Here is a 17481-nt window from a genome sequence, read left to right as displayed (position 1 = left end):
CGCGTTCAAGCACCGCCCATCTCGCTCAGAAGCTCACCGAGCCCTTGACACCGATCACCCGCGGCCGCGTGCGGTTGGAGTTCGCCCAGCCTTGATAGGGATCGATCGCCTTGTTCACGTTGGCGATGTTCTGGCCGTAGAGTTCAACACCCACCGCGCCGAACGTCGCGCCGATCCGGGCATTGAGAAGCCCGATGTCGTCCGAAGCCTGCGGCAGTGCTGACGGCAGGAAGCTCGAGCGATCGATATACGTCACCTTGTCGCGGTAGCTGTAATCCACGCGCATAAAGCCGGGCACGTTCGCCGACCAATCGAACTCGTAGTTCGCACCGAGCGTGATGCTGAACTTCGGTGTGTAGTCGGTGCGGTCGCCGGGAATGTTGACCGTATCGGCGGCATCCGTCGCAACGATCTCGCTATCGAGATACGCGGCGCTTGCCGTGAAGGTAAGCCCGGTGGTCGGACGAACGGCGGCACCCAGTTCGATGCCCTTCACCTCGACCTCCCCGATGTTGCTCGATTCCGATAGATACGCACCGTTCACGTTCACAAGGCGGCGACGTACCATGTCCTTGTATTTCGTGAAGAACGCCGCGATGTCGTAGCTGAATGCACCATCGGACGTCATGCCCTTCGTGCCGATCTCGTAGGTGAAGATCTTCTCGGGTTTGTAGGGCGCGAACGGCGCGGAGTTGAAGCCGCCCGAACGGAAGCCTTTCGCAACGTTCGCGTAGATGCTGGCGTTATCCGAATACTGGTACGAAACGTAAAAGCGCGGATCAACGGAATCGAACTTTGCCGACTGCTCCACGCCCGTTCCGGGCGCATACTCTATCAGGCTGGTCTGCTTGTCCTTGAAATAGCGGATGCCCGCACCGACCGTCAGGCGATCGAAGAGCTTGTAAGATGCATCCGCGAACAGCGAGTAGGACTCTGAACTGGATTTCGAGAGATAGTATTGATCGCCGATGAGGAAGCCCCCGCCTTCAGAAATGTCGGCATCAGGCGCGTAGAGATATTCGTACAGGGCAAGCAGAGACCTGTCGCCTTCGCTGTAGAAGACACCCAGCGTCCATTCGAACGGACCGCCTGAAGACGTGAGGCGGAGTTCCTGGCTGAATTGATCAGCGTCCACCCAGCGGTCGTCATTGCCCTCGACGATGTTGTACGAATAATTGCCGGGGCGGGGAATGTAGGTGAACGGATACTGGTGCTTATGCTCGATATAGGTCGTGGCGCTCACCAGCTCCGCGAAGCCCATGTCATAGCGGAGTTCGAGATTGTAGAGATCGAAATCGAACTCCTTGGGGATCATCGCCTTGCTGCGATCCGGACCGATGTCGACCGTGCGGTCCGGCTCTTCGAAGCCCGTGCCGAGCTTGGTGTCGGCGCGGTGGATCTGCGCCATGGCTTCGGCGCGGAAGTTGTCACTTGGCGTCCACAGCAACTTGGCCCGCACATTGATAAGCTCGGTGCCGTTCCCATCCTTGATGCCCGCTTCCGGCTGGTCGATCCAGCCGCCGCCCTGCTCATAGGCACCCGCGATACGCAGCGCGAGTTGATCCTGAACGAGCGGAATATTGAGCACGCCGCTCAGCTTCGTACCAACCTCGCCGCTGGCTACATTGTACACTTCGCCTTCGAGCTTACCCTCGAACTGACTGGTATTCGGGTCGTTCGTGACAAAGCGGATCGTACCGCCTGCCGACCCTTGACCATAGAGCGTCCCCTGCGGGCCTTTCAGCACCTCGACGCGCGCAAAATCGAGCGGGACCGGGCTCAGCTGGTCGTAGCCGGAAAGCGAAAGCGGTGCCTCGTCGAGATACATGCTGACGAGCGCGCCGGAGCCGGACTGGTTGGCAAGACCGCGCAGAAAGATCGTGTAGCTGCCGGGGCCGTCTTCTCGCATCGTGAGGCCCGGAACCGCGAACGACAGATCCTGCACATTGTTGATGCCGCGCTGTTCGAGATCCTCGCCGCCCAGCACGGACACGGCCATCGGAACATCAATGAGACGCTGCTCGCGTTTCTGGGCGGTGACGACGATCACCTGACCGCTGTCGACCGCGTCATCCGACTCTTGCGCGTGCGCCGTCGTCGCAGCCAGCATCGCGAATACGGAAACGCCTGCGGCGAATGTTGTTTTGGAAACCATTGCTACCCCCTCTTTGCAGCTTCGTTATTGACCGAAAAGGCTATGGAAGCGCCGCTTTCACGGCAGATGCGAAAATCGCGACATGCGGTGCAATGAAGGCACCACCATGTGTGACGCCTGCATCGTCAGGCGAAAGCCGCAATGCCGGTCTGTGCGCGCCCCAAGATCAGCGTGTGAACGTCGTGCGTGCCTTCATAGGTGTTGACCGCCTCGAGGTTGCAGACGTGGCGCATGACGTGAAACGCACCGGAAATGCCGTTGCCGCCATGCACGTCGCGCGCGGCACGCGCGATATCGAGCGCCTTGCCGCAGCTGTTGCGCTTGATGATCGAGATCGCTTCGGGCGGGCACGCGCCGGTGTCGAGCAGCCGCCCAACCTTGAGGCAGGCCTGCAGTCCAATTGCGATTTCCACCTGCATTTCCACGAGCTTGCGCTGCACGAGCTGGTTCGCCGCAAGTGGGCGGCCGAACTGGTAGCGTTCAAGCGCGTAAGCCCGCGCTGCCTGCCAGCAAGCCGCGGCAGCACCAAGCGCCCCCCAGCCGATACCGAAACGCGCCTTGTTAAGGCAACCGAACGGCCCCTTGAGGCCTTGCACGTTCGGCAACAGGTTCTCTTCGGGCACAAAGACGCCGTCCATCACGATCTCACCGGTGATGGATGCGCGCAGCGCGAGCTTGTCCTTGATTTCGGGCGTCGACAGTCCCTCGGCACCGCGTTCGAGCACGAAACCGCGGATCACACCCTCAAGCTTTGCCCAGACCACCATCACATCCGCGATTGGCGCATTCGTGATCCACATCTTGGTGCCGGTCAGCCGATATCCGCCCGGAACGCGCTCGGCGCGCGTTGCAAGGCTTCCCGGATCGGACCCCGAACCCGGTTCGGTAAGGCCAAAACAGCCAACGAGGTCGCCGGACATCAGACCGGGAAGCCAGCGCGCACGCTGCGCGTCCGAGCCGTAGGCGTGGATCGGGTGAATGACGAGGCTCGACTGCACGCTCATCGCGGAACGATAGCCGGAATCTACAGCCTCGACCTCGCGCGCAATCAGCCCGTAGGCAACATGGCTTGCTCCCACCCCGCCATCGGCCTCTGGAATCGTGACACCGAGCAAGCCGAGCGAACCCATTTCACGCATGATCGCACGGTCGAACACGCCGTCACGGTTGGCTTCGACGATGCGCGGCAGAAGTTCGGTCTGGGCATAGCTCCGGGCCGTATCGCGGATTAGCCGCTCTTCATTCGTCAGCTCTGAATCGAGGGCGAGCGGGTCCGTCCAGTCAAACTGGTCAGGCATACCGAATTGTCTCCTTGGGTTTATCGGCGTTTCTGGCCGTGCTGCTGCCAGCGTCCGGGATTGATCGTCACACGTCCGCGACCGTCGAAACGCAGCAGGGTCGGATATCGGCCCGGGACCACGTAGTCGCCGGTTTCAGTGGGGACGAGTTCCACAGCATTCTCCTTCGGAATGCCGAATATCTTGCGCTCTCCGACAGCCTGCCCGAGCAAACGCCCGTCTTCGACTTTGAGATCAAGCTCGGCAAGCGCACTGAACCGGTATCGGCCCGAAACCTTCCGGAGCGCGGCGGCATCTACCACGCGGTGCGGCGGCGCCTCCAGCACCGCCCGCGGCTGCGGCGGCACGGCGCTGAGGATCGCATCCCACATCACCTCGGACGTGATCGTGCCGATGTCGAGCAGGCTGATGCGCGTGTCGTCGGTGGGCATGTACTCGGCCGTGGAGACGGCATAGAGCACGTCGCCGTCAAACTCTGTCTGGAAGGGCTGAATCCCGCGCGCCATCGACGTATGGACCTGAATCGCAAGCCGTTTCAGCTCCCACGGCTCCATCTTCTGGTTCACGACAATCAGGCTGATCGTCGTATTCTTTTTCTCGGCGGAGGGCGCAACACCCGTCCAGCCCGGCTTTCCGCTGTCGGGCGTTCCGGCAAGAATGTCGTGGGTTTTGAACCCGGCAGGCCACGCCTTGTCCGGATAGCAGGCCGCCGTGCGGCCCTCGCGGTCGGTAACAACGCCGAGGGCATTCACAACCGTGAAGGCCGCGATCTTCAGGTCGCCGACCTGCCGAAATGCGCCGCCCTGCCCCGAATGGGCATTGCATCCAAAAATGCTACCGCTGATCGCCGAGCGGCCCGCGCCATAAGCTCCGCGCGGGAACACGCCCGGTATAGCCGCCTTCAGCGCTGCCTGCGCTAGGCGCTTGTCCGGGTAGATTTCGTTGAGACGGCGTCCGCCGAAATCGTAGATGATCGAGCCCACCGTGAGACCGACATTGTCCCAATTGCCGCCGCGATAGCCTTCGTCCTTGAGCGCCGTGTTCACTGCTGTCACGGCTTCCAGGCCGTACCAGGAACCGCCCGAGAGAACGACCGAGTCCAGTTCCGCAGCAGGATAGCCGATCCCCAGGTACTCCGTATTCACTGTGCCCGGCCCGCCACCGCGCACATCGACCGCCGCCAGCATCTTTCGATTGAACCGAAAGACCGTAAGACCGGTCGGGCCAGCCTCATACTGGCCCGTGCCGATCTTGAAGGCGGGCCAGTCGAAGCGCAGCGCAGCGGACGTATCGTAGCCGTCATTAAGCGTAAGCTTCAACGCATCCTGTTCCGCGGATTGGGCGAAAAGCGGCGACGACGGTAGCATAGCCGCCACAGCGACCATCGCCACGCCCAGCATCCTGCCTGCCCCTGCTCGCTTCATATGACTCTCCATCCCGGCGCCTTGATCTTCAGAATTACGATCGCGGCTACGAAAACGAGATGCAAATGCAAAGGCCGGCGTTGCGCGGAGCGCACCACTGCGGACACGCCTGTCAGCTTCACAGACGTCCGCCCGGGTGCCCCTATCGCCCGGTATTGGAGCTTTTGGGAAGGAGCAAGCATCTTGGGCATCGCACGGTCCGGCCTTCTCAGGCTTCATCGCTGGCTCAGCCTTTCAGCGATGCTGTTCTGGGCGCTGCAGGCGGCATCCGGCGTCCTGATCGTGTTCCACTGGGAGCTCGAGGACGCACTGATCCGCGCCCCGCACCACCAGACCGACCTGGCAGCGATCGAAACCCGGCTCAGTGAACTGGTGCCACCTGGCTCCGGCCTTATCATCGAATCGATGTGGACCAGCGGCGGCGCAAGCGACCGATATGATGTCTATGTGGAGACTTCGGACGGAGAAGCGGAACGCACCATCCGCATCGATGGCGCAGGCAATGTCTTGCGAACACTGACACCCGCAGAAAGCGGAGTGCTCGACACGCTCGTCGGCTTTCACCACAACCTGTTGGCTGGGGAAGTGGGAAGCTGGATTGTCAGCCTCAGCGGCCTTCTGCTCGCTGGCAACATCGGTATCGCGCTTTTTCTGGCATGGCCGGGAAGACAGAGGCTGCACGCCTTGAGGCCGCCACCCAAAGCCATGCGCGGCATTCCAAAAGCCTATGGCTGGCATCGCGCCATCGGTTTTTGGGGCGCGCTGCCTGCGCTTGCCCTTTCGTTGGCAGGCGTGTTGCTGGTGTTTCAGGACAGTGCGGAACGATGGCTCGCCCCCACGTCGACCGCCACGCCCACCGAGCCATGGACAATCACATCACCGCCGGGCTTCGGGAAAGTGGTCGAGGCTGCCATGGCGCTCTACCCTGATGCTCGCCTCGCCGATGTCAGCTTCCCAATCGCCGACTCGGCGGTCTGGCGCGTCAGGCTGCGTACTGACGGCGAAGCACGGCGCGCATACGGCCGAACCACCGTATTCGTGAGCGGCAACAACGGGCAGGTGTTGGCGAACCTGCCAGCTTCCGATGCCGCGCCCAGCAGGGCGTTTCTCGATGGTCTGTTCCCGTTTCACACGGGTGAGATCGCCGGGCTACCGGGTCGGCTCGCCGTTGTTGCGACAGGCGCATGGCTGCTGACGATGGCCTTGCTCGGCCTCGTCTTGTGGAAAATGCGCCGGCGTACGCGGTGATACCTGGTCACCGGCACACGCACCATTGGCAGCACCAGACGAAAGTGTGCACTTCTAGAGTGCGGCAAAGGGAACAAGGGGAGACGGGGATGACATTCAAACCGGCACTTTGCAGCGCGCTTATCGCAGCCGCAGCGACCAGCTTCGGCACGCTGCCGGCAAAAGCGCAGCCTACCCCCGAGATTCTCAGCTCGCCCGCCAAAGACGTCACGCTCACGCTCAGCGAAGGGACGTGGATGAGCGTCGATATCAGCCCGGACGGCAAAACCATCCTGTTCGATCTGCTGAACGACATCTACGCCGTGCCCGCGGCAGGCGGAGAGGCAAAACCCGTTCTATCCGGCCCCGCGACACAGCGCAGCCCACAGTTCAGCCCCGACGGACGCAGCATTCTCTATCTCAGCGATGAAAGCGGCGCGGATAATATCTGGGTTGCGGATCCCGATGGCCGCAATCCCCGCCAGATCAGCCACGAAACGTTGGCGATGATCACAGCCCCCTCCTGGTCGCCGGACGGCAAGTCGATTGCCGCGACGAAAACCAGCGCTTCTGTGTTCGAGATGCGAAGCTCCGAAATCCGACGCTTCGATCTGGCGGGCGGAGACGCGCAAATCATCGAACCGCCGAGCACCGGCAAGGACATACAGGAACCCCGCTACGCGCCCGATGGCCGCGTGCTCTATTATACGGAACGCGTAGGCGGCACGCATTATGTCTATCACAATCCGGGCCTCTCGAACTTCGTGATCCGTCGCCGCGACCTCACCACGGGGGAGACCAGCGATCTCATCTCAGGGTTTGGCAGCGCGACAAGCCCGCAGGTTTCGCCCGATGGCAAGCTGATCGCGTTCGTGCGCCGCGTCGGCGCGAAGACCGTGCTGTTCCGCTACGATATCGAGACACGCGTTCAGACCGCCATATATCAGGATCTCGACCGCGATTTGCAGGCCGACTATCTCGCGCAGGAACATTATTATCCGGCGTTCGACTGGTTCCCTGACAATCTGCACGTCGCCATCTGGGGCAAGGGCAGGCTCTACAAAGTGAACATGCGGAACGGCGCAGCGACGGAGATTCCGTTCCGCGCGACTGCGCAACACCGCATCCACGACTCGCTCCGCACGAAGCTCGATCTCGCACCCGCACGTGTGAACGCGAAGATCATCCGCCAGATCGCGCCTGCACCTGATGGCAAAACGATCGTGTTCCGCGCGCTCGGTTCGTTGTGGCAGCAGGATATGGCGGGTGCCGCGCCGCCACGCCGCCTCACGAACGGCAAGGGCGCCGAAACCGATCCGGCCTGGTCTCCGGATGGCCGATCGATCGCCTATGTCGATTGGAACGATGAAACCGGCAGCACACTTCGCCTGCGCAATGTCCGCAGCGGCCGCGAGAGCATCGTCGCCCGAAGCCGCGGCATCATCGGCGAACCGAAATTCTCGAACGACGGCAAGCGCATTGCCTATCGCATTCTCGAACCCGACAGCGCCATGGGCGGGGCAAGCGATCCGAGCGGCCTCTATGTGACCGACACGAACGGCCGCAATCCGCACTTCCTCTCGAAAGCGGCCGGGCTCGTGCGCTTCTCACCCGACGACGCGCGCATCTATTTCATCGGTACGCCCGATTACAGCGCGAAGCGCGCGGTCATCCTGCGCAGCATTGCCCTCACGGGCGAAGAGGTCCACGACCACGCCTATGCCGAAACCGCCGATGCGGGCGATTTCACGCTGAGCCCCGACCTCAAATGGATCGCCTTCAAGGAGGAGCAGGAACTGCACCTGATGGCGTTCGCTCCCGGTGCCGAGGCGCCGGTGAACATCACGGCCAAGGCCAATCCATCGGCACGGACGCTGACACGCTCAGGGGGCTTCGAAATGGCGTGGAGCGCGGATTCTTCGCGCCTTCACTGGATGCTCGGGCCTAATCTTTTCAGCACGGCTCCGGGCGATAGCGGCATCGTCGATACGCCCGCACGAAAAATCACCCTCGCCGCCCCGGCCGATGTTCCTGAAGGAAGCATCGCCTTCACGAACGCCCGCATCCTTCCGATGACCGGGAACGATACCATCATCCCGCGCGGCACTGTCGTCGTTGAAGGCAATCGCATCACGGCTGTCGGCGCGAATGACCGCGTGACGATTCCGGCGAAGGCGAAGGTCATCGATCTCGGCGGCCGCACCCTAATACCGGGCCTGTTCGACGCACACGGCCATATCGATTGCTGTTACGGGACGAGTGTGATGCCCCAGAAGCATCCAACGCGCTATGCGGCGCTTGCCTACGGCATTACCACCAATTTCGATCCTTATGCGAACGAGCTGCCGAGCTACGAAACCGGCGAAATGACGATCGCCGGCAAGATGGTCGGACCGCGCTGGATTACCACCGGCAACGTCATCTATGGCCGCGCCGGAAAACCCGATCGTGTCTTCAATCGTATCGAAAGCCTGGAAGATGCCCGCGCCATTTCAAGGCGCAAGACAGCGATCACCGATGGCGCGATCTTCAAGAGCTACAAGCTGACGACACGCGCGCAGAAGCAGTGGCTTCTTCAGGCCGCGACCGAAGGCGGCCAGATGGTCGACGCCGAAGGCGCCGGGCATTTCTACGACAATGTCAGCATGATTCTCGATGGCTACACCAACCTCGAGCACAATCTGCCGGTTGCCACCTACTATGATGACCTCCTGCAGCTCTTCCGAAATTCACAACTGTCGACGACGCCGACCCTGATCGTCACTTTCGGCGAGCTTTTCGGCGAGAACTACATCTACCAGCATCAGGAGCCGTGGAAGGAATCCAAGGTCCGCACCTTCATTCCGGGCGTCAACAATGCCTACAATCCGGTCTCGGGCCCTTCCGATGCACCGCTCCACGTGCGCGCCATGCAATCAATCCATCAGGCGGACGAACTCTACGACGTCGGCTTCCGTTCGGTCAGCCGTTCGATCAAGCGGCTCGATGATGCCGGCGTAACCGTCAACGTCGGCTCTCATGGTCAGTCGTCGGGGATCGCTATCCACTGGGAGATGCAACTCCTTGCCGAAGGCGGCATGGCGCCGATGCGCATCCTTCGCGCGGCGACCATCAACGGCGCACGAACCTACGGCCTCGATCATCAGCTCGGATCGATCGAGACCGGAAAGCTCGCCGATCTCATCGTACTCGACCGCGATCCGCTCGCGGATATCAAGAATACGAACAGCGTGCGCTACACGATGGTCAATGGCCGGCTCTACGATTCCGAAACGATGAACGAGATCGGCAATCATCCCCGCGAACGCAGCAAGTTCTTCTGGGAAATGACCGATCAGAACGGGATCGCATGGAATCCTGCATGGGGAGAGGTCGGACGTGAGCGCTAGACATGGAATCCTGACGGTGGTGGCCGCACTGTGCGCGTTACAGAGCGCGCACGCGCAAACGCCTCCGCTTCCGGAAATGGTGGAAATTCCAGGCGGAACTTTCGCAATGGGCGCCACCGTCGATCGCGGCTACGGACCCATTGATGGGCCGACACACGACGTCAACGTCCCCCGCTTCGCCATGGCAAAGCGCGAAATCACCGTTGGCGAGTTCCGCGCGTTCGTGAAGGCAACGGGCCATGTGTCGAAGGGGAAGTGCAACGTCTACGAAGCCGGGACAAGCTGGCACATCGATCCCGAGCGCAGTTGGTCAGCACCGGGTTTTCTGCAGGAAGAGAAACATCCTGTCGTCTGCGTCAGCTGGGCAGACACACAGGCCTATATCGCCTGGCTCAGCGCCCAGACAGGCCAGCGATATCGACTGCCGTCCGAGGCGGAGATGGAGTACGTTACACAGTTCGGAAATGTGGATGTAAGCCATGCCACGGCCAATATCGGCAAGGTGGACTGTTGCGGCGGCGCGGTACATGATCGCGATATCTGGATCGAAACGGCGCCCGTCGCCAGCTTCCCGGCCGACCGGCTTGGCCTTCATGACATTCGTGGGAACGTCTGGGAATGGCAGGCTGATTGCTATCACGCCAGTTACGAGGGCGCTCCCACCGATGGGCTCGCTCGCAGCGCGTGCCCCGAGCCCGGATATCACAGCATCCGCGGCGGCTCTTATGGTGATGCGGGAGAATTCCACGACCCTCGCTTCCGGCTGCGAGGCCCGGTCGATCAGGGCTTTTTCACTGTGGGCTTCCGTCTGGCCCGCGACCTCGCTCCGCAACCGGCATCGCCGACGACGGCCCCGCCCGCTGTCGCAGAGACGCTGTCGTCGATGCTGGGCGCCATGCGCGGACGTGACGTCGCCGCGCTCGACCGGACGCTGGCGCGGAGCGTCCCGCCCCAGATCGTCTATTACTGGGGCGAGACGGTGTCCGGCCGCGACGACATCCTGCAATGGCACCGCGAATGGTTCGCCGAGACGGGCTGGACCCTCGAGCCCGGCCCGGTCACTCATGCCCTCGTCGATTCCCGGATCGCCGTGGTTTCCAGCACGATGCGCTACATCAAGAGCGCCGAGCGGCAATTCAGCATCCTCGTCAGCCACACGCTGACAAGGGAGGACTCGGGCTGGAAGATCGCCCGCATCCAGCAGACCCTGCTGGAAGGCCCGGAATAGGCCTTTCTAGCCTAGCGCCCCGTCTCGGGCGCTTTGATCGACAACACCGCACCGCGTCCCCGGATGGCTGTGCCGAACAGGCGGGCACTGTCCACCGCCGCGCGCTCGGCCTCGGCGACGACGCCCGACCATTGCAGAAAGCCGTGGGCGAGCGCGGGATAGTTGAGATAGGTCACGGCAACGCCTTCGCGTTCCATCCGCTGCGCAAGCAGCTGCGCCGGATCGCGCAGAACATCGAAGCCGGCCGTCACGACGATCGTGGCGGGCATTCCGGCCATGCTCCCACCGTTCAGTTCCTGCGCCGCCGCGGCGATCCGATCCGCATCGCCGAAGGCAAGCGGCATCATGAAATCGCGGAACGCGGTGTCGAGGCCGTAGCCCTTGCCGAACAGGTCGTAGGACCGGTAGCGCGGCGTGAAATCGACCGATGTGTAATAGAGCAGCTGATAGAGCGGCCCCGGTTTCCGCGCGGCCTGCTGCCGCCGTGATATCGAGAGCGAGATGTTGCCGCCTGCGCTGTCGCCGCCGACGCCGATCATCGCGGGATCGCCGCCGAATGCAGCCGCGTTGGTGCGCGCCCACAGGAAGGCATCCTCGCCGTCGTCGTTTGCCGCGGGCCACTTGTGATCTGGCGCCAATCGATAATCGACCGAGATGACGATCGCGCGCGCTTCGTTGGCGATCAGCCGCACGGAGCGATCGACAGCCTCGATATTGCTGTAGAGCCAGCCGCCGCCGTGAAAATAGAGAAGGATCGGTAGCGGCCCCGCTTCATCCAATGCAGGTGTGTAGATGCGGATCGGAATCGCATGGCCGCCGCGTCCCGTGATGCTGCGATCCTCGACCCGCCGCATGGGGGCAGTGACCTTGGTGAGCAGAGCCCAGTCCCGCGTCAGCCGTTCACGCGCGATAGCCCTGCCTTCCGCAGAGTAGAACATGTCGAGCCCGCGTTTCACCTCTTCGGGCGGGCGGGCGCGGCGGGCTTCGAAGTGGAATTGCAGTTTGGGATCGAGCGTCTGGCCGTCGATCACCTCGCGCGGTCCCGCAAGGTGATCGACGAACCAGCTTTCGGGCCGTGACATCAGGTCCAGCCGCTCCTGCTCGGCAGCGGTCGGCACGAAGTCGTCGGCAAGCGTGGGCGGCGATATCTGCGGCGCAGCTGCCGTTCCCATCGTCAGGGCCGCGAATGCCATGATCACACGTTTGCCGATTGCGGACATGTGTCTTCCTTCTTTTTTGCAAAGGGTTGAAGCCGGGCGCGGGCAAGCGAGCGCCACAGCCATTCGAGCGGACCGAAATGGAAGCGGTCGAGCCACGGCTTCGACCAGAGGAGGATGACCGCCCACACCGCGATCACCACGAAATAACACTGCCAGCGCTCAAGATAGCCGTACAAACCGAGCCCATAGCCGTTGAAGATCAACGTGCAGAGGATACTGGTGCCGAGATAGTTGGAAAAAGCCATGCGTCCGGCCGCGACCAGCCTTTGTCCAAGCCCGCTTTCGTGGAAGCGTTGCATGAACAGGATGACGAGCGCGGCATAGCCCATCGTCATGGGTGTCCGCAGCAGGCTGAGGTGGATCGCTTCGGTGCGGTGCAACATGATCGGGTGATAATTGGCCTCCACGTTGATCGCGATCAGCGGCAGGTGGAGCGGGACGCAGACGAGAAAGCTCCAAAACGCGACCCGGCGATAGCTGCGGGCCGACCATCCACCCGAGAAGAAGCCGCACTTGAACAGCCCCATGCCGATCGCAATCAGTGCAAGCGTATCAGGAACCGCGGCGAGGTGGGCTTCCGTCAGGATGTAGACTGCGAGGGGAATACGCGCCCGAAGCGCATCCCCATAGCTGCCCCGATAGCCGTCGAGCTGCGATTGCACGGACGGCAGCTCGAGCTTCTCCTGCATCACGGCCCATTCGGACAGTGTTTCCGCCGAAGCGCCCGGTTCGGCAGCGGCACGCTCCAGCGCGGCGAACGACATGTAAGCTGCAATGCCGAGCGCCAGTTTCAGGCACAACAGTGCGGCGCCGACAGCGAACAGCCGCCGCGGCGGCCAGCGCCACGCCACAACAGCGATCATGCCGCACAGGCTGTAAAGTACCAGTATGTCGCCGTACCAGATCAGCCAGACGTGGATCATGCCGAATACCAGCAGCCACCACATGCGCGCAAACGTCACGCGCGTCGGGCTTTCCCCGGCACGGAGCGCGCGCTCGGCGATCAGCACGGTGCTCGCTCCGAACATCATCGTGAAAAGACCGCGCATCTTGCCGTCGAACAGGACGTAGTTGACGGCCCAGGCGGCGAAGTTCGCGCCTTCGTCTCCCCCGTAATAGCTCGGATTGTAATAGGCGAAGCCCGGCATCGCGAAATCGACGATGTTCATCAGCAGGATGCCCATCACGGCGAAGCCGCGCACCGCATCCAATGTGCTGATGCGCGCGCCGCCGCCTGCCATCGACCTAGCGTCCCGCCGCCGTGGCGCGATCGTTCGCTTCCACCGCAGCCTTCAGAAACGCCCATTGCAGCGCATAACGCTCGGGGCCGCCCGCCTTTGTCCAGGCGCTCTGGATCACGATGACAAGCTGGCGTTTCGGGTCGATGAAGAGAGCCTGTCCCATGATGCCGAGGCCGCGATAGGCCCCGCTGGGATCGACCCACCACTGGTATCCGTAACCGAGCTCGCCGAAGCTGTTCTCGCTATGGCGCGCCGTGGCTTCGGCGATCCAGCCGTCAGGCAGCACCGCCTTGCCGCGCACCTTGCCCTCTTCGAGCATGAACAGCCCGAAGCGTCCGTAGTCGCGCAGTGTCGCGCTGAAGCAGATGCCGCCCGTCTCGAGCCCGTCCGGAGACGACATCCAGATCCCGTCCGCTTCCATACCGAACGGCTTCCAGATTTTCTCGGAAAAATAAGCCGAAAGCGACTTGCCGGTGGCGTTGATGACCGCGGCACCGATCAGGTTCGACTCCACCGTGGAGTAGTAGAATTTGGCGCCGGGCGCAGCATCGCGCGGTTGGGCCGACATGAGCCTGTAGAAATCCGGCCCCATGTGCGTGGCGTAGCGGCTGAAATCCGACGCGGGATCGTCATAGTTTTCGGTCCAGCGCACGCCCGAACGCATCGTGAGTGCCTGCGCGAACGTGACGCCGTCGTAGGCGCCGCCCTTCAGTTCCGGCACGTAGCGGCTGAGCGGGTCGTTTACGCTACGGATCTTGCCGTCGCGGATTGCGGCGCCCACCAGCGTCGACGTGACAGACTTGGCGATGGAGAACGACGTCCAGCGCTCGCCCGGCGTGCGTCCCAATCCATAACGCTCGGCGACGATGCGTCCGTTCGAGATAACGAGAAGGCCGGATACGCGGTTGGCCTTCATGAAGTCGTCGATCGTATAGGGGCGGTGTTCGTGGATGAATTCGATCTCCAGCGGCGTCTCCGCCACGGGGAGCGCACGCACCTGCCCGCTGGCCTCGATGCGCGTCGTCGGAAAGACGGTCTCCATCGCGCGGTACCCCGCTTCCTGCTCGCCCGGCGACCAGAAGCCGAGCCGTTCGGCTTGCTTGGGAAGAGGCTCCGCATTCTGCGCCGACGCCGGTGCGGACGCGATTGCAAGCCAAAGGAAGGTCAGCGCACAGACCCGGCCATAACCAACGACAAACGCCATCGTCCGCTCCCCCATTACCAGACCTGCCGTGGAACTGCGGAGGATAGGTCCGTTGGTGCCGGTCCATAGGTGCCAAACGAATGGCTTCTGTTGCCGGGAAGGCACCATGCCGAACCCGCGCGCCGGTGTCCGCTGCACACCATGATTTACGCACTTCGCACCTGAAACGGGCCGACATCTTCGGGATACCCTGCATGCTGAAGGGAACGGCGAGGAGAAACCATCCGTGGCGCGGCGACGCTTGGGAAAACCGGCTGTATTTGCACTGGTTGCAGCCTTGACCGCTGCTGCTGCGCCTGCAAGCGCCGCACAGTACTGGACGAAGACGCGGATTGTCGGCATCAGCGCCGTCACCGTCGATCCGGATCACCCCGCCTATCGCAATATCTTCTGGATCGGTATGGCCGACGATGCGTGGCTTCCCGAAAAATGCCGCAAGCTTCCCGGACTGATCTTTCCGGATCACGAGCGGGCGATGGTCATGCTGGCCGTGCGCGCCTACGAGCGCGGCGAAACCGTGGTCGTGAAGGCAGACGACGGCGCAATGATTGGGGAGTATTGCAGGTTGTTCCAGATCACCCTGCCCGCCGATCCGAAACCCTGATCGCGCCGCGATTCCGCCCTCCGATCTCTACGACGATCACGACAGAAAGGTTCCTCCATGTTTCTCGGCACCCTGTTTCTCGCAATGGCCGCTTCCACACCCGATGGCGGGCTACTTTACACACTGAGCGACGTCACGACGTTGCCCAGCACGGATACGGACTGGGACTATGCGAAGTTGGAACCCGGCACGTCCCGCCTCTTCATCGCGCGCGACAAGGATGGCCTCACCGTTTTCGACGTCGATCGCAAGACCATCCTCGCCACCGTCGGCAATTCCGTCGGGGCCAACGGCCCGCTTCTGATCCCGCAGCACGGCCGCGGCTACAGCGCGATGACAGATGGCTCCCTGCTCAGCTTCGATCTGGGGACGCTAGCCCCTGTCGCCCGCCTGGAACTGTCGAAGGAAAGCGGCCTCAACAGCGCCGTCTACGACGCGTCCACGGCGCGAATACACGCGATCACGGCCACCGGCAAGACGCACAGCACATGGTTCACGCTCGATGCCGCGACAGGAAAGCTGCTCGAAACGCGCCGGTTTCCGTTCCGCAAGATGGACGACCCGGCGAACGACGGTAAAGGCTACCTGTTTGCACCCGTCCGCTACGATCGCCTGATCCTGAAGCTGGACGGCAAGACGCTCGATGAACAGGCGCGCTGGCCCATGCCTTGCAACGTGTCGAAGGTGCGGTTCCAGCCGCAGACCAACCGCCTGCTCGCGGCCTGCACGGGCGAGGACCCGCGCTTCCTCGCGATCGATGCCGACAACGGCAAGGTCGTGGCCTCCCTCCCCATCGGGCGCGGCATCGACGGCTTCGCGGTGGACGACGCGCGCGGCCGGATCGTGACCTCGAACGGTGTCGATGCCAATCTCACCGTAATCGGTCAGGACGGGCCGGACGGCTATAAGCTCCTCGGAACGATCGGTACCCGCGCCAATGCCCGGATGATGACGATGGACGACCGGAACGGCCGACTCTACGTCGTCACTGCGGATTCCACGCTGCGGGCCGTGGAAGGGCAGGCAGACCCCGACGAGCATTATCATCCCGACAGTTTCGTCGTTCTGCAATACGCGCCACAATAGGGCGCAGGGTGCCGTACTCGTTCAGTTTTTTGATTGCCCGGTCCGTTCCAGACTCTCGAACGCGGTGAAAACCGCGCTCGTTTGGCGGAGCCGGCTGTGCTTTATTTCTTGTAGCCTTGGGTGACGGGCGAGACACGGCGGTTCATCGATTATAGCCGTTCACGGAGGGCTTCATAGGGAGTTTGTCCTTTAAAGGCGCCATGGGCCGATGGAAATTGTTGCCCCCCTGAAAACTGGTCCGCTTTTGTGTGAGAGGTTCTCGGTTAGTGACCCTCATCCCATCTCTGGTTCCACACAAAGATCGCCACACGGATATGAGAACCGTCGAAGCCAAGGCTCACCAAATCAGCGTAAAGTGAGGATTGATTCTCGCGTACGCGCCGGAGGATTGATGTAAGCGCGTTTGCTGTGCGACAGGCCCAGTCTTGCCAATGCCACGGCATCGAGAACAGCTGAACTTATCGGATCCACGACGGGAATATATGTTCCAATCTCCCCGGTCAGGTAGGTAGACAACCGCTCGCTCACACCGAACATTCCGGTGCAGCCGAGGATCAGCGCCTCGGCACCATCGTCGCGGACCGCCGCGAGTGCCTGCTCGCGCAGTGCCTGCGCAAAATGCTCACCCTCGAGCGCCAGGACCGGGATGTCCAACGCGCGCACGGAACAGAGCCGACCGTCCAAACCCGCGCGCAGACCCATATCGCGTACCAGAGGCAGGACATTGTCGAGCATAGTGACAACGCCGACGCGGTCGGCAAGCTGGGCCGCCCGGTGCAAGGAGGATTGTCCCGGACCTATTACGGGGATTGAAAGCAGCTCGCGCGCGGCCGCCACGCCGGGATCGCCGAAACAGTCGATCACAATCGCCTCGACCCCGTCCGCAGCAAGCGCGAGGCAGGATCGCAAGATCTCGGGGCCAGCCATCATTTCATCGGCCACGCTTTCGATTGACGCCGGGCCACGAGAGATCGCCGAGCAGCTGATCGTCACGAAGGTGCCCACGAGGTCGGCGAATTGGGACGGCACATAGGCGTCCGCGCCGGTAATAGGCGTGAGGATATGGATACGGGGCGTGCGCATGCGCTGGTCCTATTCAGCCTGAGGAACGTAAGGTGCCGATATCCGGCGCGCGACGGCTTGCGCGAAGCCGATCGTCACCACGCTCAAGCACCCGATCACGACGGGGAGCGCCAAATGGGATGGATTAGTGTCTCACCGAAAGACTATTTACTGTCCAGTGAATTGGGTACTGAAGAATAAATCGCATAGGTGTCGAGCTGATGTCCCTGTCAGGACACGGCTCGCCCGCTTGCTCTACGCCTTACGGTGGGCGGCATCATGCCCCAACCAACAGCCCACACCGATGGACTGCCCGCGATGATTGGTCCGGTTGCAAAGTTAG

General features: G+C 62.3%; 12 protein-coding genes. 5 read left to right on the top strand and 7 right to left on the bottom strand.

Annotated features, from left to right (window positions below; all coding sequences use genetic code 11):
* Positions 1 to 25: 25 nt before the first annotated feature.
* From ACFQ00_RS02755 to ACFQ00_RS02745, 3 genes are all read right to left on the bottom strand, one after another.
* Positions 26 to 2155 (bottom strand): TonB-dependent receptor, encoded by a 2130-nt coding sequence (locus tag ACFQ00_RS02755; protein ID WP_381485786.1) that lies wholly within the window; start codon positions 2153 to 2155, stop codon positions 26 to 28.
* A gap of 125 nt (positions 2156 to 2280) precedes the next feature.
* Positions 2281 to 3453: an acyl-CoA dehydrogenase family protein gene (locus ACFQ00_RS02750; RefSeq protein ID WP_381485784.1), complete on the bottom strand. Its 1173-nt coding sequence runs from the start codon at positions 3451 to 3453 to the stop codon at positions 2281 to 2283.
* Positions 3454 to 3473: 20 nt separating this feature from the next.
* Positions 3474 to 4772 carry a P1 family peptidase gene (locus ACFQ00_RS02745; protein WP_381485781.1) on the bottom strand — a complete coding sequence of 433 codons (1299 nt, stop codon included), beginning with the start codon at positions 4770 to 4772 and terminating at the stop codon, positions 3474 to 3476.
* 288 nt (positions 4773 to 5060) lie between these two features.
* On the opposite strand from ACFQ00_RS02745, the gene ACFQ00_RS02740 reads away from it, so the two are divergent.
* The 3 genes from ACFQ00_RS02740 (at position 5061) to ACFQ00_RS02730 (ending at position 10721) form a co-directional block, all read left to right on the top strand.
* Positions 5061 to 6125 (top strand): PepSY-associated TM helix domain-containing protein, encoded by a 1065-nt coding sequence (locus ACFQ00_RS02740; RefSeq protein WP_381485778.1) that lies wholly within the window; start codon positions 5061 to 5063, stop codon positions 6123 to 6125.
* 89 nt (positions 6126 to 6214) lie between these two features.
* The gene (locus ACFQ00_RS02735) at positions 6215 to 9493 is read left to right on the top strand and encodes an amidohydrolase family protein (protein WP_381485775.1); all 3279 of its coding nucleotides are present in this window, start codon (positions 6215 to 6217) and stop codon (positions 9491 to 9493) included.
* 76 nt (positions 9494 to 9569) lie between these two features.
* Positions 9570 to 10721 carry an SUMF1/EgtB/PvdO family nonheme iron enzyme gene (locus tag ACFQ00_RS02730; protein ID WP_381485918.1) on the top strand — a complete coding sequence of 384 codons (1152 nt, stop codon included), beginning with the start codon at positions 9570 to 9572 and terminating at the stop codon, positions 10719 to 10721.
* A gap of 11 nt (positions 10722 to 10732) precedes the next feature.
* On the opposite strand, the gene ACFQ00_RS02725 is transcribed toward ACFQ00_RS02730, so the two are convergent.
* The 3 genes from ACFQ00_RS02725 to ACFQ00_RS02715 are packed head-to-tail and all read right to left on the bottom strand — an operon-like array spanning position 10733 to position 14386.
* Positions 10733 to 11941, bottom strand: a complete 1209-nt coding sequence (locus ACFQ00_RS02725; protein ID WP_381485772.1) for an alpha/beta hydrolase — start codon at positions 11939 to 11941, stop codon at positions 10733 to 10735.
* Positions 11917 to 13182, bottom strand: a complete 1266-nt coding sequence (locus tag ACFQ00_RS02720) for a DUF418 domain-containing protein (protein WP_381485769.1) — start codon at positions 13180 to 13182, stop codon at positions 11917 to 11919. The genes ACFQ00_RS02725 and ACFQ00_RS02720 overlap by 25 nt, the downstream gene beginning before the upstream one ends.
* A gap of 4 nt (positions 13183 to 13186) precedes the next feature.
* Entirely contained in the window at positions 13187 to 14386 is a 1200-nt protein-coding gene (locus ACFQ00_RS02715) for a serine hydrolase domain-containing protein (RefSeq protein ID WP_381485766.1), read from the bottom strand.
* Positions 14387 to 14612: 226 nt separating this feature from the next.
* Between ACFQ00_RS02715 and ACFQ00_RS02710 the strand changes: the two genes are divergently transcribed.
* A complete protein-coding gene (locus tag ACFQ00_RS02710; protein ID WP_381485765.1) occupies positions 14613 to 14990 on the top strand; it encodes a hypothetical protein in 378 nt (125 codons plus the stop codon).
* 57 nt (positions 14991 to 15047) lie between these two features.
* Positions 15048 to 16076 (top strand): YncE family protein, encoded by a 1029-nt coding sequence (locus ACFQ00_RS02705; RefSeq protein ID WP_381485763.1) that lies wholly within the window; start codon positions 15048 to 15050, stop codon positions 16074 to 16076.
* 345 nt (positions 16077 to 16421) lie between these two features.
* Here the strand turns inward: ACFQ00_RS02705 and ACFQ00_RS02700 are convergent, their stop codons facing one another.
* Positions 16422 to 17159: an aspartate/glutamate racemase family protein gene (locus ACFQ00_RS02700; RefSeq protein WP_381485761.1), complete on the bottom strand. Its 738-nt coding sequence runs from the start codon at positions 17157 to 17159 to the stop codon at positions 16422 to 16424.
* Positions 17160 to 17481: the final 322 nt, after the last annotated feature.

The organism is Sphingosinicella xenopeptidilytica (assembly GCF_042676985.1).
In the GTDB taxonomy this organism is placed as follows: Bacteria; Pseudomonadota; Alphaproteobacteria; order Sphingomonadales; family Sphingomonadaceae; genus Sphingosinicella; species Sphingosinicella xenopeptidilytica.
This window is presented reverse-complemented; position numbering and strand designations above follow the sequence as displayed.